General features: G+C 57.4%; 21 protein-coding genes. 14 read left to right on the top strand and 7 right to left on the bottom strand.

Features of this window, described 5'->3' with window-relative positions; genetic code table 11:
* The first annotated feature begins 104 nt into the window (after positions 1–104).
* From AC5DB9_RS06765 to AC5DB9_RS06745, 5 genes are all read left to right on the top strand, one after another.
* On the top strand, positions 105–2,471 hold the full coding sequence (locus AC5DB9_RS06765; protein ID WP_273009800.1) for a TonB-dependent receptor: 2,367 nt from the start codon (positions 105–107) through the stop codon (positions 2,469–2,471).
* Between the two features lie 115 nt (positions 2,472–2,586).
* Entirely contained in the window at positions 2,587–4,125 is a 1,539-nt protein-coding gene (locus AC5DB9_RS06760; protein WP_273009799.1) for a hydantoinase B/oxoprolinase family protein, read from the top strand.
* A gap of 98 nt (positions 4,126–4,223) precedes the next feature.
* Positions 4,224–4,556, top strand: coding sequence for a Grx4 family monothiol glutaredoxin (gene grxD, locus AC5DB9_RS06755; RefSeq protein ID WP_022958132.1), 333 nt, complete (start codon positions 4,224–4,226; stop codon positions 4,554–4,556).
* A 229-nt stretch (positions 4,557–4,785) separates the two neighbouring features.
* On the top strand, positions 4,786–6,978 hold the full coding sequence (locus AC5DB9_RS06750; protein ID WP_273009796.1) for a TonB-dependent receptor family protein: 2,193 nt from the start codon (positions 4,786–4,788) through the stop codon (positions 6,976–6,978).
* A gap of 178 nt (positions 6,979–7,156) precedes the next feature.
* Positions 7,157–7,621 (top strand): hotdog fold domain-containing protein, encoded by a 465-nt coding sequence (locus AC5DB9_RS06745; RefSeq protein ID WP_273009795.1) that lies wholly within the window; start codon positions 7,157–7,159, stop codon positions 7,619–7,621.
* A gap of 39 nt (positions 7,622–7,660) precedes the next feature.
* Here AC5DB9_RS06745 and bfr read toward each other — a convergent pair whose 3' ends face one another.
* Positions 7,661–8,140 (bottom strand): bacterioferritin, encoded by a 480-nt coding sequence (bfr, locus tag AC5DB9_RS06740; protein WP_022958129.1) that lies wholly within the window; start codon positions 8,138–8,140, stop codon positions 7,661–7,663.
* A 139-nt stretch (positions 8,141–8,279) separates the two neighbouring features.
* Positions 8,280–8,477 carry a bacterioferritin-associated ferredoxin gene (locus AC5DB9_RS06735; RefSeq protein WP_022958128.1) on the bottom strand — a complete coding sequence of 66 codons (198 nt, stop codon included), beginning with the start codon at positions 8,475–8,477 and terminating at the stop codon, positions 8,280–8,282.
* A gap of 259 nt (positions 8,478–8,736) precedes the next feature.
* Here AC5DB9_RS06735 and AC5DB9_RS06730 point away from each other — a divergent pair, with 259 nt between their 5' ends.
* Entirely contained in the window at positions 8,737–9,339 is a 603-nt protein-coding gene (locus tag AC5DB9_RS06730) for a peroxiredoxin (RefSeq protein ID WP_022958127.1), read from the top strand.
* 213 nt (positions 9,340–9,552) lie between these two features.
* Here AC5DB9_RS06730 and AC5DB9_RS06725 read toward each other — a convergent pair whose 3' ends face one another.
* The 3 genes from AC5DB9_RS06725 to pyrC form a co-directional block, all read right to left on the bottom strand.
* Positions 9,553–10,137, bottom strand: coding sequence for a superoxide dismutase (locus AC5DB9_RS06725; protein ID WP_022958124.1), 585 nt, complete (start codon positions 10,135–10,137; stop codon positions 9,553–9,555).
* Between the two features lie 101 nt (positions 10,138–10,238).
* A complete protein-coding gene (gene rnt, locus AC5DB9_RS06720) occupies positions 10,239–10,871 on the bottom strand; it encodes a ribonuclease T (protein WP_273009792.1) in 633 nt (210 codons plus the stop codon).
* 2 nt (positions 10,872–10,873) lie between these two features.
* Positions 10,874–11,905, bottom strand: coding sequence for a dihydroorotase (gene pyrC / locus AC5DB9_RS06715; protein WP_273009791.1), 1,032 nt, complete (start codon positions 11,903–11,905; stop codon positions 10,874–10,876).
* Between the two features lie 154 nt (positions 11,906–12,059).
* Between pyrC and AC5DB9_RS06710 the strand changes: the two genes are divergently transcribed.
* From AC5DB9_RS06710 to AC5DB9_RS06685, 6 genes are all read left to right on the top strand, one after another.
* Positions 12,060–12,614, top strand: coding sequence for a shikimate kinase (locus AC5DB9_RS06710; RefSeq protein WP_273009790.1), 555 nt, complete (start codon positions 12,060–12,062; stop codon positions 12,612–12,614).
* A gap of 51 nt (positions 12,615–12,665) precedes the next feature.
* Positions 12,666–13,163: a 6-pyruvoyl trahydropterin synthase family protein gene (locus AC5DB9_RS06705; protein WP_022958120.1), complete on the top strand. Its 498-nt coding sequence runs from the start codon at positions 12,666–12,668 to the stop codon at positions 13,161–13,163.
* A 17-nt stretch (positions 13,164–13,180) separates the two neighbouring features.
* Positions 13,181–13,885: an SDR family NAD(P)-dependent oxidoreductase gene (locus AC5DB9_RS06700; RefSeq protein ID WP_273009789.1), complete on the top strand. Its 705-nt coding sequence runs from the start codon at positions 13,181–13,183 to the stop codon at positions 13,883–13,885.
* Positions 13,886–14,257: 372 nt separating this feature from the next.
* On the top strand, positions 14,258–16,180 hold the full coding sequence (locus AC5DB9_RS06695; RefSeq protein ID WP_022958118.1) for a PrkA family serine protein kinase: 1,923 nt from the start codon (positions 14,258–14,260) through the stop codon (positions 16,178–16,180).
* A 36-nt stretch (positions 16,181–16,216) separates the two neighbouring features.
* On the top strand, positions 16,217–17,449 hold the full coding sequence (locus AC5DB9_RS06690) for a YeaH/YhbH family protein (protein ID WP_273009788.1): 1,233 nt from the start codon (positions 16,217–16,219) through the stop codon (positions 17,447–17,449).
* Positions 17,446–18,978, top strand: coding sequence for a SpoVR family protein (locus AC5DB9_RS06685; RefSeq protein ID WP_022958116.1), 1,533 nt, complete (start codon positions 17,446–17,448; stop codon positions 18,976–18,978). Before AC5DB9_RS06690 ends, AC5DB9_RS06685 begins: the two co-directional genes overlap by 4 nt.
* Before the next feature lie 21 nt (positions 18,979–18,999).
* Here the strand turns inward: AC5DB9_RS06685 and AC5DB9_RS06680 are convergent, their stop codons facing one another.
* Positions 19,000–19,812, bottom strand: a complete 813-nt coding sequence (locus tag AC5DB9_RS06680; protein WP_273009785.1) for an enoyl-CoA hydratase-related protein — start codon at positions 19,810–19,812, stop codon at positions 19,000–19,002.
* A 103-nt stretch (positions 19,813–19,915) separates the two neighbouring features.
* Here AC5DB9_RS06680 and AC5DB9_RS06675 point away from each other — a divergent pair, with 103 nt between their 5' ends.
* Positions 19,916–20,227, top strand: a complete 312-nt coding sequence (locus tag AC5DB9_RS06675) for a DUF6482 family protein (RefSeq protein WP_022958114.1) — start codon at positions 19,916–19,918, stop codon at positions 20,225–20,227.
* Here AC5DB9_RS06675 and folE read toward each other — a convergent pair.
* The gene (gene folE, locus AC5DB9_RS06670; protein WP_273009783.1) at positions 20,224–20,877 is read right to left on the bottom strand and encodes a GTP cyclohydrolase I FolE; all 654 of its coding nucleotides are present in this window, start codon (positions 20,875–20,877) and stop codon (positions 20,224–20,226) included. The two genes, AC5DB9_RS06675 and folE, sit on opposite strands and share 4 nt — an antisense overlap.
* Before the next feature lie 155 nt (positions 20,878–21,032).
* On the opposite strand from folE, the gene AC5DB9_RS06665 reads away from it, so the two are divergent.
* Positions 21,033–21,797, top strand: a complete 765-nt coding sequence (locus tag AC5DB9_RS06665) for a polyphosphate kinase 2 family protein (protein ID WP_273009781.1) — start codon at positions 21,033–21,035, stop codon at positions 21,795–21,797.
* The last annotated feature ends 1 nt before the right edge of the window (position 21,798 follow it).

Below are 21,798 nucleotides of genomic sequence, written 5' to 3'. Positions count from 1 at the left end.
GCGGCAGGAAAATTCTGGAGTCTTTGCTATAAGTAGATGAACTTGAATGCTCTAAGCCAATGTTTTTCGAGTAAATAATAATTTCTAAATGTAGCGGGGAGCTCATGAATATACCTTCGGTCTTTACCCGGTCAGCACTGAGTCTGGCGATACTTGGCAGTGCCCCCTGGGCCTTGTCGCAGACCAATGTGGTTGAGGAAGTTGTTGTCACGGCGCGTAAGCAGTCGGAAACCCTTCAGGATGTGCCGTTTTCCATCGCGGCCATGACAGAGGGCAAATTGACCCAGAGCGGCGCGACCGATCTGGAGTCCATGGCGACTAATGTGGCGGGGATCTCCATCCAGAACCTGGGGCCCGGTCAGAGTCAGGTATCGATTCGCGGCATTTCGGCCGGGCAGATTGTGCGCGATCAGCCGGGGGTGAAGGAGCAGGTAGGGGTGTATGTGGATGAGTCAGTGATTTCGATGTCGCTGTTCACCCCCGACCTGGATTTCTACGACATCAACCGCGTCGAGGTGTTGCGCGGCCCGCAGGGCACGCTGTTTGGGTCGGGCTCGCTGTCGGGGACGGTGCGTTACATCACCAATCAGCCGGATTTTGTCGAGACCAGTGGCTCCGTACAGCTCGCCGCCGAAACCGTTGATGAGGGCAGTGAGGGCGGCAGTGTAAAAGGCCATCTGAATATTCCCTTGAGCCAGACAGCAGCCGTGCGGATGGTCGCTTATGCGCAGCAATATCCGGGATATATCGATGCGATCCAGCCCGATGGCAGTGTGAAGGACGATGTGAATGAAGGCACCCGGAGCGGGGGGCGTATTGCCTTGGCGTTTCAGCCGAATGATCGTGTCAGCATTGTGCCGCGGGTGATTTTCCAGTCCATCGACATGGATGGCTTCAATCGCGAAGACGATTACAACGCACTGGCCAACCCCTATACCACCACGCGCCCCAATGTGAGTTTTGGGGATTACGAGCAATATACCCAGTTGGAGGAAAGCTTTGAGGATGACTTCCTGCTGGTGGATTTGACCGCGAATATTGATATTAACGACGCTATGACGTTGACCTCGGTGACGTCCTATACCGATCGTGAAGTGCTGGTTGTACGCGATGCGTCGGCGCTGAATGGCAGCATCCTCGGCGGTTCATCGGGCGAGCCCGAAGCGGTTTACACGCTGGATGCGCCGCTCTATGACCGCACCGACGCGACGGTCATCACACAGGAATTGCGCTTGAGCGGTGTGAATGGCCCATTGCAGTGGGTGGCGGGCGTGTTCTACAGCGAGGTCGAGCGGGAATACAGCCAGGTGCTGGACGTGGCGGGCTACACCGCGCTGACCGGCAATGCGTCTGCCGGGGTACGGGCTGGCGAAGACGAACTGTATTTCTCGGAAGTGCCCTACGAGCTGGAGCAGTACGCGGTATTTGGCGAGCTGTCTTACGATCTCAGCGAGCGCACCATGGTGGTGTTGGGAGCGCGCTTCTTCGATTATGAGGAAACTCGCAAACTGACTTTTGACGGCATTTACAACACGACGGTGATCGACCAGCCCGGCGAGGTTTCCTCTGACGGCGTGTCGCCCCGAATCATGCTCCGCCACGATATCAACGACGATATTATGCTGAATGCGCAGGTGTCGCAGGGCTTCCGCCTCGGCGGGATTAATGACCCGCTGAATGTGCCGCTGTGTACCCCGGCGGATGCCGCCACCTTTGGTGGCCGCGAAGCCTTTGACGACGAGACGCTGACCAATTATGAAATCGGCAGCAAAATGACGCTGTTCGGCGGCGCGGGGGTTCTGAACGCATCGCTGTTCTACAGTGACATTGAAGACCTTCAAGCCACGGTGAATGCGGGGACCTGCTCGTCGCGTATCGTGTACAACGTGCCCGAGGCGCATAGCCAGGGTGTGGAAGTTGAGTTGACCGTGCGGCCGCTGAGCAACTTCGAATTTGGCGTGTCGGCCAGTTATGTGCGTGCGGAAATCGACTCAGATGTGACCTCTACCGATGCCGGTGGGGTGACTTCCATTGTGGGTGGTTTGCGCGAGGGCAATGAACTGCCGACCGCACCCAAGTTTGAGCTGGCGGCTACAGCGACCTATTACTTCCCGGTTTTCGACGTGTGGGAGGGTTATCTGACGGCCTCCTACCAGAATGTGGGGGCGCGCTACACCCAGATTGCGGATCAGGAAAATGGCGGACAGGGTGTGGCCACGCTGTATCCGAGTATGGGCGGGCCGCTGACACAGTCGACCTACACGTATGACCGGGAGCAGGGCGGCTACCAGATCGTCAACCTGCGCTTGGGAGCCAGTCGCGATGAGTGGGATGTGGCGCTCTTCGTGCGCAATGCCACCAATGAGCGCGCCGAATTGTCGCTGGATCTGGAGCGTGGCGGGAACGCGCGAGTGGGGCAGCACGTCAATCAGCCCCGTACGGTGGGCTTGAGTGCGCGCTACCGGTTTTAATGCGAACCGTTACTACTTCACGATGGCCCTGCGGGGCCATTTTTTTTGCGCGGCGTTTCACCGGCGCCCCCGTTTGGGGATAATGGCGCTTTCGTAGTAATGACGTGAGCGTGTGATGTCTGAAACCCTGAATCCGGTGCAGCTGGGCCTGTTTGTCAGCCGACTCGAGGCGGTGTGCGAAGAGATGGGGGCAGTACTTCAGCGCGCGGCATTTTCGCCGAATATCAAGGATCGTCTGGATTTTTCCTGCGCCATCTTTGATGCGCGAGGCGAGCTGTGCGCGCAGGCCGCTCATATTCCGGTGCATCTGGGCAGCATGGCCTACGCCATGGCGGATATTGTTGGTGCCTGTGACTGGGCGCCGGGCGATATGCTGGTGTTGAACGATCCCTTCCTGGGTGGCACGCACTTGCCGGATGTGACCGTGGTGGCGCCGTATTTCCGCGACGGCGAGTTGCTGGCATTTATCGCCAATCGCGCACATCACGCGGATATTGGCGGCTCTACGCCGGGCTCCATGCCGCTGTCGCAGACGCTGGAAGAAGAGGGCGTGGTGATTCCCCCCACGCGGCTGCAGCGCGGTGGCGTATTGCAGCGGCAGTTGCTGGACGACTGGTTCGGCCCTTCAGAACATGGCGACTTCATCGCCCAGCTCAGTGCGAATCGCTGTGGTCTGCAACGACTGGACGAGCTGGTGTCGATGCTGCCGCTATCCTTCGAGGTAGCGGTGTCGCAGCTTCAGGATTACGCCGAGCAACTGTCTGTGCACCGTCTGCGGGAATTGCCTGCTGGAGAATTTTACTTTTCCGATGTGATGGACGATGACGGCTTTGGTCACGAAGACCTGCCGATCTGCGCCTCGTTGCGCCTGGCGGATGGCCGCGCCCATGTGGATTTCAGCGGCACCGCGCCACAGGTGCAGGGCAACATCAACTGTCCGCGCTCGGTTGCGGCAGCGGCGGTGTACTACGCATTTCGCTGCCTGATGCCGGAGGAGGCGCCGGTCTGCGCCGGGCTCTTTCGTCCGATTACACTCACGGTGCCGGAAGGCTCGCTGCTCAACGCCCGGCGGCCCGCAGCGGTGGCTGCCGGTAACGTGGAGACGTCCATGCGTGCCTGCGATGTGGTACTGGGCGCGCTGGCGCAGGCGGTGCCCGAGCTGATTCCGGCGGCGGCTCACGGCAGTATGAATAATGTGGCGATGGGCTCGCTGGACGGCCAGCCCTGGCACTATTACGAAACCCTGGCCGGTGGCAGCGGCGGCCACAGTCAGGGCGAAGGCTTGAGCGCGGTGCAGTGCCATATGACCAATACGCTGAATACGCCCATCGAAAGCCTGGAAATGCATTACCCCTTGAGGGTGACGCGTTACGCTTTGCGGCGACACAGCGGCGGTGCGGGGGAGCATCGCGGCGGCGACGGTTTGATTCGGGAGTTTGAATTTCTCGCATCGGCGCGCTTTACCCTGCTGACCGAGCGTCGGCGGGTTCGGCCCTGGGGCTTGAACGGCGGTGAAGCGGGAGTCTCGGGCGAGAATCGGCTGAACGGGAATGTCTTGCCGGGCAAAGTCAGCGCGCAGGCACAGCCCGGCGATCGCCTCAGTATTGCGACACCCGGGGGCGGGGGCTGGGGTGTGGTCCGCGAAGGCGCATGACTTTTCCGTGCCGACATTGCTAAAATAGCCGCCTTGAAATTGTCCGGGCCTTCATTTCTTTTCTTCGGTATGCCGGACGCCGACACGGCAGGTGATCAATGGAAACTCTCGACGCAATTAAACAGCAGATCGACAACAACCCCATCCTGATTTACATGAAGGGGTCGCCCAACCAGCCTCAGTGCGGTTTTTCGGCGCGTGCTTCTCAAGCGCTGATGGGCTGTGGTGAGCGTTTCGCGTTTGTGGATATTCTTGCCAACCCCGATATTCGCGCCAAGCTGCCCGAGTACGCTAACTGGCCAACCTTTCCTCAGCTCTGGATCAACGGCGAGCTGATCGGCGGCTGTGACATTATCTGCGAGATGTTCGAGAGCGGCGAGCTGCAAACGCTGATTAAGGAAACAGCGGCACAACAAGCTGCTCAAAGCTGATCGCTTCCTTACTCGGAACCCAAGAAACCCGGCATCTGCCGGGTTTTTTTATGTCTGCCTGCTCCGCAAGTTCACAAATTGCGTATCCGTACTGAAATTGAGAATAAGAATGTTTCTTTTTATTTTTGGCTTTGCTAATATTGCGCCGCCTTCAGGACGCTTTGGTGCGATGTTGTGTCGTAGCGGCAGGGATGTCAGATAAGAATATTCGAGATTGGGAGAATGTAACGTGAAAAAGACAGCTCTAGCTGTGGCGATTGCCGCCATGCCCCTGGCATCTCTGGGCGATGTGGCGACGCAGAAACAGGGTACGCCGCCGGAGAGTCTCAAGGTAGAGCAGGTCACGATTATTGGAGAGCGCCTCGATAAGCTCGCGGGCTCCGCTTATGTCGTTGACGAGTTGGAACTGGAAAAGTTTGAGTACACCGATATCCACCGCATGGTGCGGCAGGTACCGGGGGTGTATTTTCAAGAAGAAGACGGTTACGGGCTGCGCGCCAATATTGGTATTCGCGGCTCAGGCAGTGGTCGCAGCGGCAAGATCACCATGATGGAAGATGGCGTGTTGATTGCGCCAGCACCCTATGCCGCTCCCGAAGCTTATTATTTCCCCACCAGCGGTCGTATGTCTGGCATTGAAGTGCTGAAGGGCCCCGACCTGCTGCGCCACGGACCGTTTACCGTAGGTGGTGCCATCAACCTGATTTCCACGCCGATTCCCGATATGGCGGAAGGCTTTGTCAACGTCGAAATCGGCGAGAACAGCTCGCAAAAATCCCATGTATATTATGGCGCCACCGAGGGTAGCTGGGGCTTCCTGCTGGAGAGTTATCAGGAAGAAACGCTGGGCTTCAAGAGTATTGATCGCTCCAACCGGGACACGGGTTACGACAAAGAAGATTATGTTGCCAAACTGCGCTGGCGCAGTGCTGAAGGCAGTGCCTACCCGCAGCAGTTGGATTTAAAAGTTAACTACACCGAAGAACAATCAAACGCGACCTACCTGGGTGTGACCGACGAGCAGTTTGATCGCGACCCATTCCGCCGCTATGGCCTGACTGAGCAGGATCAGATGAATACCCGGCAGTCGGGTGTCGTACTGCGTCATCGCATTGAGCTGAGTGAGTCGCTGGCACTGAACAGTATGGTGTATCGCAACGATTTCGAACGTAGCTGGTTCAAGCTGGATCGCGTTGGTGCAGACAGCATCGGCTCGCTGATTGACAAGGCTAACAGCGGTGATGCCACTGCCTTGGGGATTCTCGAAGGTACGCAAAATGCTAACGACGTGCGGGTTAAAGACAATGCCCGCGAGTATTTCGGACGTGGCGTTCAGTTTGAGCTGAGTGGCAATGCTGAGACCGGCAGCGTGAGTCATGACTGGGTGCTAGGTATTCGTCGCCACGAAGATGAGGTGGATCGTTTCCAGCCAATCACCGTGTACAACCAGGTGAATGGCAGCCTCCAGTTTGACTCGGTTATTCAGCCGGGGTCTGGCGATAACCGCGTTGACGAAGCGGAGGCCCTGTCATTGTGGCTGGTCGACCGCATGACCATCGGCAAGCTCGATATCACCGCTTCTCTGCGTCGCGAAGATATTGATACCAAGCAGGCCCGCTATGGCGATCTTGATCGCAATACCATCGCCAGCACGCGCAAGAATTCGGTTGATGATGTGATGGCAGGTCTGGGCGTCACCTATGCGCTGTCAGACGAGTGGCAACTGCTGGCCGGTGTGCATGAGGGCTTTGCGCCTCCCGGTGGCGGGGCAACCCGCGGCACGGGTCCGGAGGAGAGCTTGAACTACGAAATGGGTGGTCGTTATCGCTCAGAGCGTTTTTCTGCCGATGTTATCGCGTTCTTCTCTGACTACGAGAATACGGTTAATAACTGTTCCGTTGCCAACCCCTGTAGCAACGGCGCCGACTCAGGTACAGAGAGCTTCGGGCAATCGGAAATCAAAGGTCTGGAAGTGAGCCTGCAGGCTCTGTTGGCGGAGACGCCGTCGCTGCAGTTCCCGCTGACGGTGTCTTACACCTATACCGACGCTGAAGTTACCCAGGACTCCGATACGGGCAGTGTTTTGAAGGGTGACAATCTGCCTTATCTGCCCGAAAACGTGCTGAATGTCAGTGTTGGGGTTGAAGCGTCGGATGGCAAGAAGGCCTACCTGTCTGCGACTTACCTTGATGACATGTGTGTGGACAATCTTTGCGAGCGCAATGTCGATCAGCGTTACCGCAGCACCGAAAGCTATGTGACGGTGGATTTGGCGGCCAGTATGCCGGTGGCTGAAGGTGTTGAGGTATACACTCGCATCGACAACTTGCTCGATGAGCAGGCCATTGTCTCTCGCAGCCCTGCGGGCGCGCGTGTGAATCTGCCGCGCACCGCTTATGCAGGTATCCGCGTGCGCTTCTAATTAGGTATTGCCTCTCGGTAAAAACGCCCGAGTGACGTCTGTCGTCCTCGGGCGTTTTTGTCTGTGCTGGATCTATCGCGAACATTGACCAGAAGCCGAGGTGTTGTCGCGTTGGCGGTCAATGTCGTCGGCCACGCTCCCTGCTAGCCTGTTGCGGTTCTTGTTTCTGGAGCCTGCGATGAATTCCACACTGAAACTTTGGCGAAAGCTGTCGGCGTATCCTGGCGGGAAGCGCCTGTTCTCTCGAGCGATCTGTCTTAAAGCCCCTTACTTCTCCACCATCTCACCGCAATTCGAGCAGTTGGATGTCGGTGCTGCGATTGTGCGCATTAAGGAGCGCCGTAGTCTGCACAATCACCTTGGCAGTGTGCATGCCATTGCGCTGTGTAATCTGGCCGAGGTGGCTGGCGGCTTGGCCTGCGAGGTTTCGATGCCGGAAGGGATGCGCTGGATTCCTTCCGGTATGACGGTGAAGTATAAAGCCCGCGCCAAAGGCGAGTTGCGCGGCTATGCCACGGTGCCGACGGTTGAGCCTGGCAAGAAAGCGGAGCTACCGGTTACTGTTGATGTGAAGAATCGCGGCGGAGAGTCGGTGTTTGAAGCCGAAATTGTCATGTACGTGTCGCCGGCGAAGTCGACGTAAGAGAGACGGGCGGCGATGCGCCGCCCGGTACGCAGGCGTTTACTCGCCCACTTCACCCATTACCGATTGCTGGTAATTCTGGATGCCGACTTTTTCGATCAGGCCAAGCTGAGTTTCCAGCCAGTCGATATGCTCTTCCTCAGACTCGAGAATATCTTGCAGCAGATCGCGGCTGATGTAGTCAGCGACTGACTCGCAATACTTGATCCCGTCTTTCAGGTCGGGAACGGCTTTCAGCTCAAGGCTGAGGTCGCATTCCAGCATTTCCTTGGTGTTTTCACCGATCAGCAATTTGCCAAGATCCTGAAGATTGGGGATGCCTTCGAGAAACAGAATGCGCTTGACCAGTTTGTCGGCGTGTTTCATTTCGTCGATGGATTCGTGGTACTCGTGCTCGCCGAGCTCTTTCAGGCCCCAGTCTTCATACATGCGGGCATGCAGAAAATACTGGTTAATGGCCACCAGCTCGTTGCCGAGGGCTTTGTTCAGATGGGCAATTACCTGGGGGTCGCCTTTCATCGCTGCAGTCCTTTATTCCGGGGTGATTAAAATACACACAGGGATTTTGGACGCGGAGGGCGGGGGAGTCAAGCTAAGCTATTGATTTTTATAGTTTATTGAAAACTTAAAGCCAATCGTTATCACTTGCTTTGGCGCGCTAGGCGGCGGCGTAGCAGAGGGATTCGTCGTAGTTGCTCAGGTGGGCATCGAAGACACTGCGGGCGAGCGATCCACATTTGCCGCACTGGCTGGCGAGATCCAGCTCACGGCGTAACTCGCGAAAACTGGTCGTGCCATTATCCATGGCCTCGCGAATCTGTGAGTCGGTGATACCTTTGCAGAGACAAACGTACATCTAATGCACCCATTACTGTTGCTCCCAGTCGGCCTGTCCGATGGGGCGTGCTACGGGTATTAAAATTAATGAAAATGAGAATGCTTGTCAATTGTCTCTTTGTGACTTTTTCGTCATTCTTCCATAGTGCTTTGCTATAGGGGCTATTGGAATTTTCAATGGGATTGGGCCGGGGGCGCGTGTATCATGGCCCGTCTACTCCTTTTATCGGGTGCGTTCGCACCTTTATTCATAGTTAAAAAAACCGGAGGTTAACATCATGGGTGTACTCGTAGGTAAACCAGCTCCAGACTTCACTTGCGCAGCGGTTCTGGGCAACGGCGAAATCGTTGACTCTTTCACCCTCAGCGAAGCAGCCAAGGGCAAATACGCGGTACTGTTCTTCTACCCGCTGGACTTCACCTTTGTCTGCCCCTCAGAGCTGATTGCTCTGGACCACCGCATGGATAAATTCCGTGAGCTGGGTGTGGAAGTGATTTCGGTTTCTATCGACTCTCAGTTCACGCACAACGCATGGCGTAATACCGCGATTAAAGATGGTGGTATCGGTCCTGTGACTTACACCATGGCTGCCGACGTGCGTCACGACATTTGCCGTGCCTACGACGTTGAAGCGGAAGGTGGTGTTGCATTCCGTGGCGCATTCCTGATCGACAAAGAAGGCATGGTCCGCTCACAGCTGATCAACGACCTGCCGCTGGGCCGTAACGTTGACGAGCTGGTGCGTCTGGTAGAAGCCCTGCAATTCCACGAAGAGCACGGCGAAGTGTGCCCGGCTGGCTGGAACAAAGGCGACAAAGGTATGGACGCGTCACCGACAGGTGTTGCTGCTTACCTGGCTGAGAACTCAGACAAGCTGTAAGTGATGCGCTTAATTTGGCGGTTTTAGCCGCCGGATAAGCTGTAGAAAGGCCCGATCGCCGTTTGGTGGTCGGGCTTTTTTTATGGTTTTTTGGTGGGGATTGGGTTTCGCCCTGCTGGGCGAAACAATCGCCAGAAAAAACTTACCCAAATTGCCGAGGCATAAAAAAGCCCCACCGGAGTGAGGCTCTTCATTCAGCATCAGGCGTTGCCGTTACGCTGCAAAATTCGCTGCAGCAAATTCCCAGTTCACCAGGTTCCAGAATGCTTCCAGGTACTTGGGACGCGCGTTGCGGTAGTCGATGTAGTAAGCGTGCTCCCACACATCGGCGGTGAACAGCGGCGTTTGGCCGTCGCGAGCAATGGGGGTGTCGGCGTCGTCAGTGTTGACGATTTCCAGGCTGCCGTCGCTGTTTTTTACCAGCCAGGTCCAACCTGAACCGAAGTTGCCAACCGCTTTGGCATTGAAGGCTTCTTTGAAGGCGTCGAAGGAGCCGAATGCGCTGTCGATAGCGGCCGCCAGGTCACCGGTCGGTGCGCCGCCGCCGTTGGGGCTCAGGCTGTTCCAGTAGAAGGTGTGGTTCCATACTTGAGCCGCCTGGTTAAACAGACCGCCGCTGGCGCTCTTGATGATGTCTTCCAGAGACTTGCCTTCGTTTTCAGTGCCGGCAGTCAGCTCGTTCAGTTTGGTGACGTAGGCGTTGTGGTGTTTGCCGTGGTGGAAGTCCAGTGTCTCGGCAGAGATATGGGGTTCCAGAGCATTCTTTTCATAAGGCAGTGCGGGTAATTCAAAAGCCATTGTGGGTCTCTCCTGACGTTTTGTGGGTTTTGATTTCCTGCAATCGTTGCCGCTGCAGGTTTTATCTCTCAGTATTCTTTGAGTGCTGCCGGGAGTGGAGTTCAGTCCCAGCGCCAGCCGCCCATATCCTGCCAGCGATTGACGATCTGGCAGAACAGCTCTGCGGTTTTCTCGGCATCGTACGCGGCGCTGTGTGCCGCGCTGTTGTCAAAGGCAATATCGGCCAGCTGGCAGGCTTTCGCCAAAACCGTGTGGCCGTAAGCCAGGCCCGCCAGGCTGGCCGTATCCATCACCGAAAAGGGGTGAAAGGGATTGCGCTTGATGCCGCTGCGCTCAATGGCGGCCAGTACAAAGCCCAAGTCGAAGTGGGCATTGTGCCCGACCAGCACGGCGCGCGTACAGCCGTGGGCCTTCACCTGCTGACGGATTTTCTTCATCAGCTCGCCCATGGCGGTGACTTCCTTGTGGGCCTCGCGATTGGGGTTATAGGGGTCGATACCCGTAAATTCAAGGGCCGCGGTTTCCAGATTGGCGCCTTCAAAGGGTTCAACGTTGTAGCTTAGTGTTTCATCCGGTTCGAGATTACCGGCATCGTCCATGCGCAGCAGGGTGGCGGCGATTTCCAGAATGCCGTCCGTCCGGCTGTTGAAACCGCCGGTTTCCACGTCGATAACCACCGGCAGGAAGCCGCGAAAGCGCTGGGCGATCAGGCTTTTACCTTCATTCATCGGCATGCTTAAACCACTTTCCAGCGCAGGGTTTCGCCCGCGCGCAGAGGCTTAACGGTATCGCTGCCCAGCGGCAGGCTTTCCGGCAGTACCCAGTCTTCTCGCTGCAGGGTGATTTTGTCGCTGTTGCGCGGCAGGCCGTAAAAGTCGGGGCCGTGGAAGCTGGCAAAGGCTTCAAGCTTGTCGAGTGCCTTCGCATCTTCAAAGGCTTCTGCGTACATCTCGATGGCGGCATTGGCGGTATAACAGCCTGCACAGCCGCAGTCAGCTTCTTTGCGGTGACGCCCGTGAGGCGCCGAATCGGTGCCAAGGAAGAACTTGGGGCTGCCCGATGCCGCCGCGTCAATCAGCGCCTGCTGATGGCGGTTGCGTTTCAGAATGGGCAGGCAGTAGTAGTGCGGGCGAATACCGCCAACCAGCATATCGTTGCGATTGAACAGCAGGTGGTGGGCGGTAATGGTTGCGCCGACATTGGCCGGTGCTTCGCTGACAAAGGCGGCAGCATCGGCTGTGGTGATATGTTCCAGCACAATGCGCAGGCCGGGGAAGCTATGGACCAGTCGCTTCAGGTGGCGCTCGATAAATACCGCTTCGCGGTCGAAGATATCGATGTCGGCATCGGTCACTTCACCGTGCAACAGCAGGGGCAGTCCCTGTTTTTCCATTTCGGCCAGCACTGGCCACAGGCCATCCAGATCAGTAACGCCAGCGTCGGAATTGGTTGTGGCACCGGCCGGGTAGAGTTTGGCCGCGTAAACCAGCCCGGAGGCTTTGGCCTCGGCAATATCTTCCGGTCGGGTCATATCAGTCAGATACAACACCATGAGCGGGGTGAAGTCCCGGCCCGCGGGTATGGCCGCGCGGATACGCTGCTCATAGGCGCTGGCTTCAGCCAGGTTGCGCACGGGCGGCGTCAGGTTGGGCATCACGATCGCGCGGCCAAAATAGCGGCTGGCATCGTCTACGGTGCTGGTCAGGGCATCGCCATCGCGCAGATGGATATGCCAGTCGTCGGGGCGGGTAATGTGCAGGGTTTGCATGGCCTAGCCTGTGGTGATGTGAGCCGAAATGCTACAGGATTGCGCTGCCTGATAAAAGCCGGGGCCGGGCCGAATGCTGGCGAATCCGGCCACCTTTTTGCTTGCCGGATTCCCCGTGTGGCAATCTATGTGCTGATTCGAGGAGTTTCCCCTGATGTCCCGTCTATACAGTTCCGTCAGTCTGATCGGTATGCCTGCTTGTGGAAAGTCCACGGTGGGGCGACGCCTTGCGGCGGCGCTGGGGTTGCGCTTTATCGATGGTGATGCGCTGATCGAGCAAAAGCAGGGGCGTCGATTGTCGGAGATTCTGGCAGAGAAGGGGTATTTGGGGCTGCGCGAGGTTGAGGAGCAGGCCTTGCTGAGTGAGGATTTTCACGCTGCGGTGCTCGCAACCGGCGGCAGCGCCGTATACAGCGACGCGGTCATGGCGGCCCTGCGTCGCAGCGGGGTGATTATTTTCATTGATGTGCCGTTGGACGCGCTGCGCTCGCGCCTGGGGGATTTCGCTGCCCGTGGCGTGGCTTGCCCGCCGGGCACCGGCTTGGACGAGTTGTTTGCCGAGCGCTATCCGCGCTACGAGCGGGCGGCAGATATCCGCGTTGACGCGACAGGGCTGGACGAGGAGGTGCTGCTGTCTTCGCTGCAGAGTGCGCTGCGTGACTGGCATAATAGCGATCGACCGCTGAGCTTGCCCGCGAGTGATCATTAAAGGCCGATAATAAATGCCGCGCTGCCTAAAGCGTGCACAAGGGAGGGGCGAATGCCCATTAAACGACACACCTGTATTGAGATTTCCAAGGAAGACCTGAAGTTTTCCGCAGCGCACTTCACCATTTTTTCTGCAAGCGATCGCGAGCGTCTCCACGGACACAACTTTCGTGTCAGCCTCGACCTGACTGCCGAGGTGGGCGATGACGGCATGTGCTTCAGCTACGTGGAGATAAAAAAGCGGCTGCGCAAGCTCTGTGCAACCCTGGATGAATACGTGCTGTTGCCGGGGCAGTCCCCCTATCTGACGATTGCGGAGCAGGGCAACTACTATTGTGCACACTTCAACGGTGAGGAAATGCTGTTTATCAAGGCCGATACCTTGGTACTTCCGCTGCGAAATACCACCGTTGAGGAATTCGCCCGCTACCTGCTGGAGCGCCTGTTGGAGGACGCGCCGTTTATTGATGGCAATGAAATCAGCAGCCTGGTGATGAAAGTGTCCTCAGGGCCGGGTCAGTGGGGCTCCGCGAGCTGGACACGGGACTGAACACAGTGGGAGAGAATGTGAGCAAATTACTGATTATTACGGGCGGCAGTCAGGGGATTGGCCGTGCGACTGCCGAGCGCTTTCTGGGCGACGGCTATCGGGTCATCAACCTGTCGCGGCGCCCCATTACCTTGGCGGGCGCGGAGCAGTGCTCTGTGGATATGTCAGCCCCGGCGTGGCTGACGGACTGCGCAGAGTCCCTGGTCAGCGCAGCGAAAGCGGCGGAGCAGGTAGCGCTGATCCACAATGCGGCCCGTCAGGACAGCGACACGGTTGCTTCACTGCAGGGCGAAAGTTTTCGGGATGTGCTGCAGATTAATCTGGTTGCACCACAGCAGCTCAACGCATTGCTGATTCCGCACATGGCGGCGGGCTCGTCGATTTTGTATGTGGGTTCCACGCTGGCGGAAAAAGCGGTGAAAGGTTGTGCCTCGTATATTGCCAGCAAGCACGGACTGGTAGGGTTGATGCGCGCCACCGTGCAGGATCTGGCCGGTACCGGCATCCACAGTGCCTGTATCTGTCCCGGCTTCACCGACACCGATATGCTGCGTGGACACATCAATAATGATCCGGACGTCATCGCGGCGATTACTACCAATGTGTCGGCAGGGCGGTTAATCGATCCGGCGGAAATTGCCGATCTGCTCCATTTTGGTGCGAGATCGCCGGTGGTCAGCGGCGCGGTGATTCACGCCAACCTCGGTCAAATCGAACACTGACAGTCGCCTTATGCCGCCCGCGCCGGGCGGTTATCCTCGCTCTTCGCCGCGCCTGTTGAATATCCGTATTACAGTTGGCGCCCATCTTGCAAAACCCTTTTTGCACACCTCGCGACGGGCCTCCTCCGCGCAGAATCTTTCCACGGACGGTGAGCAGGCCCCTGCGGTTGTCACTGTGTTTTATACCTGTATTGCCGGGTACTCATACTTGTTTGCGTTACGGTCATCCGAATTGCTGGAACACAGAATCAAAGTAGATGGCAATTGCGTAAGGGAGTAGAGTGAAGTGGCAAACACATGAAACTGTCGTCACGCCTACTGCGTACAGACTGTCAGTAACGTGGCGTTTCAGCAGAAAAGGAGATTGCAAGAATGGGCATACTTGATAACGTCCGAGAGCAATACCTGAAGGGCAAAGAAGAGGAAATGTCGTTGCTCGACTACCTCGATCTTTGTCGCTCTGATCCGCTTGCGTATGCAACTCCTGCGGAGCGAATGCTCGCAGCCATCGGCGAGCCGGAGTTGGTCGATACCCGCAGCGACCCGCGGTTGTCGCGGATTTTTTCCAACCGTTTGATTCCCCGTTATCCCGCCTTTGCCGAGTTTTACGGCATGGAAGACGTGATCTCCCAGATCGTCGCCTATTTCAAACACGCCGCGCAGGGGCTGGAAGAACGCAAGCAGGTGCTCTACCTGCTGGGGCCGGTGGGCGGCGGTAAATCGTCGATTGCCGAGCGCCTGAAAAAACTGATGGAGGCCTACCCCATCTATGCGCTCAAGGGTTCCCCCATCAATGAATCACCGCTGGGCTTGTTCGACCCGCAGCGCGACGGCCCGCAACTTGAGGAAGAGTACGGTATTCCCAGCCGCTACCTCACCGGCTTGTCATCCCCCTGGGCGCTGAAGCGCCTGGACGAATATGAAGGTGACCTGACCCAATTCCGAGTCGTGCGTATCCAGCCCTCGGTGCTCAAACAGGTGGCGGTGACCAAAACCGAGCCCGGTGACGAGAACAACCAGGATATTTCCACCCTGGTGGGCAAGGTCGATATTCGCAAACTGGAAGCCTATGCCCAGGACGACCCTGATGCCTACTCCTACTCCGGTGGCCTCTGTCTGGCTAACCAGGGTTTGCTGGAGTTTGTGGAGATGTTCAAGGCGCCCATCAAAATGTTGCACCCGCTGCTGACTGCGACGCAGGAGGGGAACTACAAGGGCACGGAAGGCTTCTCGGCGATTCCGTTTCAGGGGGTGATTCTGGCCCACTCCAACGAATCGGAATGGCAGAGTTTCCGCAACAACAAGCACAACGAGGCGTTCCTCGACCGGGTGTACATCGTCAAGGTGCCCTACTGCCTGCAGGTGTCGGAAGAGGTCAAAATTTACGAAAAACTGCTGCGCCACAGTTCGCTGGCCGAGGCGCCCTGTGCGCCGGGTACGCTGGAAATGCTGGCGCAGTTCTCGGTACTGTCGCGGCTGAAAGAGCCGGAGAACTCCAGCATCTATTCGAAGATGCGGGTGTACGACGGCGAGTCGCTGAAAGACACCGATCCGGCCGCCAAGTCCTATCAGGAGTACCGTGATTATGCGGGGCAGGATGAGGGCATGGACGGTATCTCTACCCGCTTTGCCTTCAAGGTCTTGTCGGCGGTCTTTAACTACGACAATGCCGAAATCGCCGCCAACCCGGTGCATCTGATGTATGTGCTGGAACAGCGCATCATGCGCGAGCAATTGCCGGAGGATGTGCAGCGCCGCTATCTGGAGTTCATTAAAGGTTGGCTGGCGGTGCGCTACGCCGAATACGTGGGCAAGGAGATTCAGACTGCGTATCTGGAGTCGTACTCCGAGTACGGTCAGAACATCTTCGATCGCTACGTCACCTTTGCGGACTACTGGATTCAGGACGAGGATTACCGCGATCCGGAAACTGGGGCGATTTTCGACCGGGCGACGCTGAACGGCGAGCTGGAGAAAATCGAAAAGCCGGCCGGTATCGCCAACCCCAAGGACTTCCGCAACGAGATCGTCAACTTCGTGCTGCGGGCGCGGGCACAGAACGAGGGCCGCAATCCCAACTGGACCAGTTACGAAAAGCTGCGTGATGTGATTGAGAAGAAAATGTTCTCCAGCACTGAAGAGTTGCTGCCAGTGATTTCCTTCAACGCCAAAGCCTCGGATGAAGATCGCAAGAAACACGAGAACTTTGTCACGCGTATGGTGGAAAAAGGCTACACCCCGAAACAGGTGCGGCTGCTGTCTGAGTGGTATCTGCGCGTGCGCAAGGCGGGCTGACCGAAAGCTGATATCCGCAAGGATTAAGGGGCGAAAATGTCGATGATTATTGACCGGCGCCTGAACGACCGTAACAAGAATGCGACCAATCGCGCGCGGTTTATCAGGCGCTACAAATCGCAGCTCAAGCGCGCGGTTGCCGATCTGGTAGCCAAGCGTTCCATTACCGATATGGGGCGCGGCGGCGAGGTGGGAATTCCGGTAAAGGATATTTCCGAACCCCGCTTCCGTATCGGTCAGGGCGGCGATCGCGAGATGGTGCATCCCGGCAACCACAGCTTTTCGACGGGCGACAAAATCGCCAAGCCGGAGGGTGGTGGTAGCGGTCAGGGTGAAGACGGCGAGGGCCAGGGCGAAGGCGAGGGCGGCAACGGGCAGGACAATTTCATGTTTACCCTCTCCAAAGAGGAGTTCATGAACCTGTTCTTTGACGACCTCGAACTGCCACGGATGGCGCGCACCGTTCTGGGCGATGCCAGTCAGTTCACCATGCGCCGGGCGGGCTATACCCCCAGTGGCGTGCCGGCCAATCTGTCAGTGCGCCGCTCGCTGGAAAACGCCATGGCGCGGAAAATTGCGCTGACGGCGCCGCTCAAACGTGAACTTCGCTTGCTGGAAGAACAGGGTGGTGATCCCGAGGAGATTCAGGCCCTGAAGGATCGCATTGCCCGTGTGCCGTTTCTGGATGAATACGACCTGCGTTTCCGCCACAAGGTAAAGGAGCCCAAGCCGATCAGCCGCGCGGTGATGTTCTGCCTGATGGACGTGTCGGCGTCCATGTCGGAGCAGAAGAAGGATCTCGCCAAGCGCTTTTTCACACTGCTTTACCTGTTCCTGAGCCGCAAGTACGAGAAGGTGGAACTGGTCTTTATTCGCCATACCTCCAATGCGGAAGAAGTGGACGAAGAAGCCTTTTTCCACGATCCGCAGACCGGCGGCACCGTGGTCATGTCGGCCCTGAATCTGATGCTGGAGATTATCGCCGACCGCTACGACAGCGAGCAGTGGAATATCTACGGTGCCCAGGTGTCGGATGGCGATGCTTTCGGCAGCGATCCCCAGCGCAGTGCCTCGCGCTTGAAGTCCGATATTCTGCCGCTGTGTCGTTACTTCTCTTATGTTGAAGTGCCGGACAACCCCAACAGCGTGACACCACTGGCGGCGGCGTACAGTCAGCTGCGCGATCCCAACTTTGCCCTCGCTCGCGTCATGCATCGCGGTGATGTTTATCCGGTACTTCGGGAGCTGTTCCAGCGGGAGGCCGCATGAATACTGCCAACACGCGTCGAGAAGAATCCGTGCTGTCTCACGGCGGCGACTGGGACTTCGAGCTGCTTCAGCGCTATGACAGCGAGATCGCCAAGATCGCCGCTGAATTTGGTCTGGATACCTATCCCAACCAGATCGAGGTGATTGCCTCTGAGCAGATGCTCGATGCCTACGCTTCAGTCGGTTTGCCGATCAGCTATACCCACTGGAGTTACGGTAAGGAATTTATCCGCAATGAAGAGGCCTATCGGCGCGGCATGCGGGGACTGGCCTATGAGTTGGTGATCAACTCCGACCCCTGCATTGCCTACTTGATGGAAGACAACAGCATGCCCATGCAGGCGCTGGTCATCGCTCATGCCTGCTACGGTCACAACTCCTTTTTCAAAGGCAATTACCTGTTCAAGCAGTGGACCAGTGCCGACGCGATTGTCGATTACATGGTGTTTGCTCGAAAGTATATTTTCGAGTGTGAGCAGAAGTATGGCATCGACAAGGTGGAAGAAACGCTGGATGCCTGTCATGCCCTGATGGACCACGGCGTCGACCGCTACCATCGGCCTTCGCCGCTGTCGGCCCAGGATGAACTGCGGCGTCAGCACGAGCGCGCCGAGCATGCCCGCAAGCAGTACGATGAAATCTGGCGCACTCTGCCGCGCTCCGCCAAAGACGATGCGGATACACCGGAAAAATCGCGCAAGGCGTTTCCCGCCGAGCCTCAGGAAAACCTGCTGTACTTCATCGAGAAGTACTCGCCGACGCTGGAGACCTGGCAGCGGGAAATTGTGCGTATTGTGCGCAAGCTCGCGCAGTATTTTTATCCCCAGGGGCTGACCAAGGTAATGAACGAGGGCTGGGCGACGTTCTGGCATTACACCCTGCTTAACACCCTTTATGATCGCGGTTTGGTCGACGATGGCTTCATGTTCGAGATTCTGCAATCCCACACCAATGTGGTCATGCAGCCGGGCTACGATCACCCGGCGTACAGCGGTATGAATCCCTATGCGCTGGGCTTTGCCATGTTCCGCGATCTGCGGCGCATCTGTGAGGAGCCCGACGAGGAAGACCGCGCCTGGTTCCCGGATATTGTCGACAAGGATTGGCGCGAGGTGCTGGATTTTGCCATGCGCAATTACAAGGATGAGTCGTTTATCGCTCAGTACTTGTCCCCCAAGCTGATTCGCGAATTCCACCTTTTTGCGATTGCCGACCAGCATCAGGACGATCACCTGACCGTGGCAGCGATTCACAATGAAGACGGTTATCGCGAAGTGCGTCGCCTGCTGTCGCGGCAGTACAACCGCGACGTATTGGTGCCGGATATTCAGGTGCAGCGCTACGAATACATGGGCGATCGCTCACTGCTGTTGCGCTACACCCGGCTGCGCGACCGGCCGCTGACCGGCGAGGCCAAAGAAGTGCTCAAACACCTCAGTCGACTCTGGGGCTTTACGGTCAGCATGGAAGTGTTTGACGAGCGCGAAGGCGTGGTGGACCGGGTTGATGTGGAGCCGGTGCGCGACTGAAGGCACCGGCGGTACCGGCGCTCAGCGTCCCGTATAGGTCGCTGGCGTTTTACTGAAAAAGGCATCGATTGCCAGCGCGTGGTCGTCAGTCCCGTGACACTGCGCCTGCACGTCGGCACACACATCCAGAAAGTCGTTCAATTCCTGACGCTGCGCCTGTTTCAACAGGCGCTTGGTATGGCGCAGGGTGATCGGGGGCTTGCTGGCAATGTCGGTAGCCATCGCTTCCGCGCGTGCCAGCAGTGAGTCGCTACTCACTTTTTCCAGCAGCAGACCCAGTGACAATGCCTCGTCGGCTTTGACCAGTCGTCCGGTAAACGTCAGTTCGGCCGCGCGCTGGTAGCCCACCAGACGTTGCAAGAACCAGCCACCCCCATCACCGGGAATCAGCCCCAGATTGATAAAGGTTTCGCCGAACAGGGTGTTCTCGCTGCCGATGCGCAGGTCGCACATGCAGCAGAGATCAAAGCCCGCGCCGATGGCGGCGCCATTAACGGCCGCGATGGTGACCACTTCTGCGTTGAATACCGCCTTGCTGATGCGCTGGATGCCACGTCGGTAGGCGTCCGAAATTTCGCTGGCGCTACCGGCGAACATGCCCTGTTTATCCCGCATTTCCTTAACATTGCCGCCTGCACTGAAGGCGCGCCCGGCGCCGGTCAGGATCAGGCAACTGATCTCTGTATTGGCGTTTGCCCAGTTGATCGCATCGCAAATATCGTCGATCAGCGCGGTGCCCGTCAGGGCATTCATCACGTCATCGCGTTCAAATTGCAAAATGGCATAGCGACCTTTTTGGATCAGGCTGGCATCGCGTAGCGTCGGGAGCGTCATCAGGGCAATCCTTCTTGATGGAAAGGGAGGTGGGCGATTATGCCACAGCCGCGAGAACCCTTTGAGGACCGCAGGCGTATAGCCAAGGTCAATGGAGGTTGTTATGAAACGGTTTGAGTTGGAACAGATTGATAGTCATGCCGCCAGCGCATTGGAAATTCACGCGCTGGATGGCGGTTTATACAGTGCCATGGCCGTGATTAACGGTGAGCGGCGAGCTTTGTATCACCACGGGAAACGACTCAGTTCGCGGCACTTGCCGGCCTTGCGTGAGAGCTTGTCCCTGAGTGCCTGTCCCCAGTTTCTGGTGCAACAAAGTGCCTACGATGAAATGGTCGGACAGCCGGGAAGTGCCATGGGGAATACCCTGCGTATTCCCCTGGCGCGGCTGTCTCCGGAAGGGGCTGCCGACTAGCGGCAGCTCTGGCTGAGGAACTCGTTGCGGGTGGCGGGATCGGTTTTGAAGCTACCCCCCAACGCGGTGGTTTGCGTGCGGGAATTGGTGTCCATCACGCCGCGGCTTTTCACGCAGTAGTGGATGGCATCCACGGTGACTGCCACATCTTCGGTTTCCAGCAGGGTTTGCAGCGCCACCAGCACTTGCTGCGTCAGGCGCTCCTGTACCTGAGGACGCTGTGCAAAGAAGCGCACAATGCGGTTGATCTTGGAGAGCCCGATAACTTTGTCATGGGGGATATAGGCAACCGTTGCCTCCCCGTCAATCGTTACAAAGTGGTGCTCGCAGGTGCTGGTGACGCTGACGCCACTGACTTTCACCATCTCTTCTACCCGCATCTTGTTGTCGATATTGGTGATCTTGGGAAAGTTGCTGTAATCCAGACCACAGAAAATCTCGTCGACGTACATCTTGGCGATGCGGTGCGGGGTTTCCTCCAGGCTGTCATCGCTCAGATCCAACCCCAGAGTCTCCATAACACCCAGCATTAAGTCGCTGATGCGCTGTTTTTTCTGTTCATTGCTCAGTGCGCTCTGGGGGCGCATGGGCGTTTCCAGCCCGGCCTTGAGCAGGGCCTCGTGCACGGCGGTCGCTTCCTTGGAAATCATGCTTTTGCTCTCTGCTGACGTTTTGCCTTGTTTACGGACAAAGCAGGAATTTGGTTTCTGTGACGTGTTGGGCAGTGAGGTGTAACACGGATTTCGCGGAGTTGCAGAATCGGGGTACAGTAACTCTTTGTCGAGCATTGCAAGGGAGTGGCCGGATGGTTTCGCTGGATAAACTGACCTACCCGAGCCTGTCGAAACCGGATTACCAGCTGCAGATGGATGCCCTGCAACTGGCGCTCATGTCGATGCAGCTCAGTCTGTTCCGCAACCGGCAGCGTGCGGTGCTGGTAGTGGAAGGGCCGGATGGCGCTGGCAAAGGGGGGCTGCTGCGGCGGGCACTGCGCTACATGGACCCCCGCAGTGTGCGCGTGCATCCCACCGGCGCGCCGGATGAACGCGAACGCGGACAGCATTATCTGCAGCGCTTCTGGGAACGCCTGCCCAAGCCCGGACAGATATCCGTATTTGACCGCTCCTGGTACGGGCGCTTACTGATTGAGCGGGTAGAAAATGGCCTGCACGATGTAGAACGCGCGCGTCGGGAAATTGCCCAGTTTGAACAGATGCTGATTGATGACGGCATTCTGCTGTTCAAAATCCTGCTGTACATCGATGAGGAGACCCAGCGCCAGCGTCTGTTGGCGCGGCTGAATAATCCCGAGAAGCACTGGAAGTTGACGGGCTCGGATCTGAGCGCCTTTCAGCGTTATGCTGAGTATCAGTCGGCTTTTGAGGATTTGCTGGAGTACAGCAGCTCTCCGGTTGAATGGCACTTAATTCCCGCCAATGACAAGTATTACGCCAGGGTCCACGCTATGCAGTGTGTTCAGGATGCCTGGCTTGCGCATTTCGGCGCGCCCGCTGTCGCGCCTATCGACCCGGAATTTGAACAACGAGCTAGAATCATACTCGAACGCTGAT

This window comes from Spongiibacter sp., from assembly GCF_984394615.1.
Note: the sequence above shows the minus strand (reverse complement) of the source record. Positions and strands in the feature narration are given on the sequence as shown.

Coding starts and splice junctions, on each gene's coding strand:
- AC5DB9_RS06730 (WP_022958127.1), top strand. CDS start 8,737: ATGGGTGTACTCGTAGGTAAACCAGCTCCAGACTTCACTTGCGCAGCG.
- AC5DB9_RS06690 (WP_273009788.1), top strand. CDS start 16,217: ATGTCGATGATTATTGACCGGCGCCTGAACGACCGTAACAAGAATGCG.
- AC5DB9_RS06695 (WP_022958118.1), top strand. CDS start 14,258: ATGGGCATACTTGATAACGTCCGAGAGCAATACCTGAAGGGCAAAGAA.
- AC5DB9_RS06745 (WP_273009795.1), top strand. CDS start 7,157: ATGAATTCCACACTGAAACTTTGGCGAAAGCTGTCGGCGTATCCTGGC.
- grxD (WP_022958132.1), top strand. CDS start 4,224: ATGGAAACTCTCGACGCAATTAAACAGCAGATCGACAACAACCCCATC.
- AC5DB9_RS06725 (WP_022958124.1), bottom strand. CDS start 10,137: ATGGCTTTTGAATTACCCGCACTGCCTTATGAAAAGAATGCTCTGGAA.
- bfr (WP_022958129.1), bottom strand. CDS start 8,140: ATGAAAGGCGACCCCCAGGTAATTGCCCATCTGAACAAAGCCCTCGGC.
- AC5DB9_RS06685 (WP_022958116.1), top strand. CDS start 17,446: ATGAATACTGCCAACACGCGTCGAGAAGAATCCGTGCTGTCTCACGGC.
- pyrC (WP_273009791.1), bottom strand. CDS start 11,905: ATGCAAACCCTGCACATTACCCGCCCCGACGACTGGCATATCCATCTG.
- AC5DB9_RS06765 (WP_273009800.1), top strand. CDS start 105: ATGAATATACCTTCGGTCTTTACCCGGTCAGCACTGAGTCTGGCGATA.
- folE (WP_273009783.1), bottom strand. CDS start 20,877: ATGATTTCCAAGGAAGCGACCGCCGTGCACGAGGCCCTGCTCAAGGCC.
- AC5DB9_RS06675 (WP_022958114.1), top strand. CDS start 19,916: ATGAAACGGTTTGAGTTGGAACAGATTGATAGTCATGCCGCCAGCGCA.
- AC5DB9_RS06710 (WP_273009790.1), top strand. CDS start 12,060: ATGTCCCGTCTATACAGTTCCGTCAGTCTGATCGGTATGCCTGCTTGT.
- AC5DB9_RS06735 (WP_022958128.1), bottom strand. CDS start 8,477: ATGTACGTTTGTCTCTGCAAAGGTATCACCGACTCACAGATTCGCGAG.
- rnt (WP_273009792.1), bottom strand. CDS start 10,871: ATGCCGATGAATGAAGGTAAAAGCCTGATCGCCCAGCGCTTTCGCGGC.
- AC5DB9_RS06705 (WP_022958120.1), top strand. CDS start 12,666: ATGCCCATTAAACGACACACCTGTATTGAGATTTCCAAGGAAGACCTG.
- AC5DB9_RS06680 (WP_273009785.1), bottom strand. CDS start 19,812: ATGACGCTCCCGACGCTACGCGATGCCAGCCTGATCCAAAAAGGTCGC.
- AC5DB9_RS06665 (WP_273009781.1), top strand. CDS start 21,033: ATGGTTTCGCTGGATAAACTGACCTACCCGAGCCTGTCGAAACCGGAT.
- AC5DB9_RS06760 (WP_273009799.1), top strand. CDS start 2,587: ATGTCTGAAACCCTGAATCCGGTGCAGCTGGGCCTGTTTGTCAGCCGA.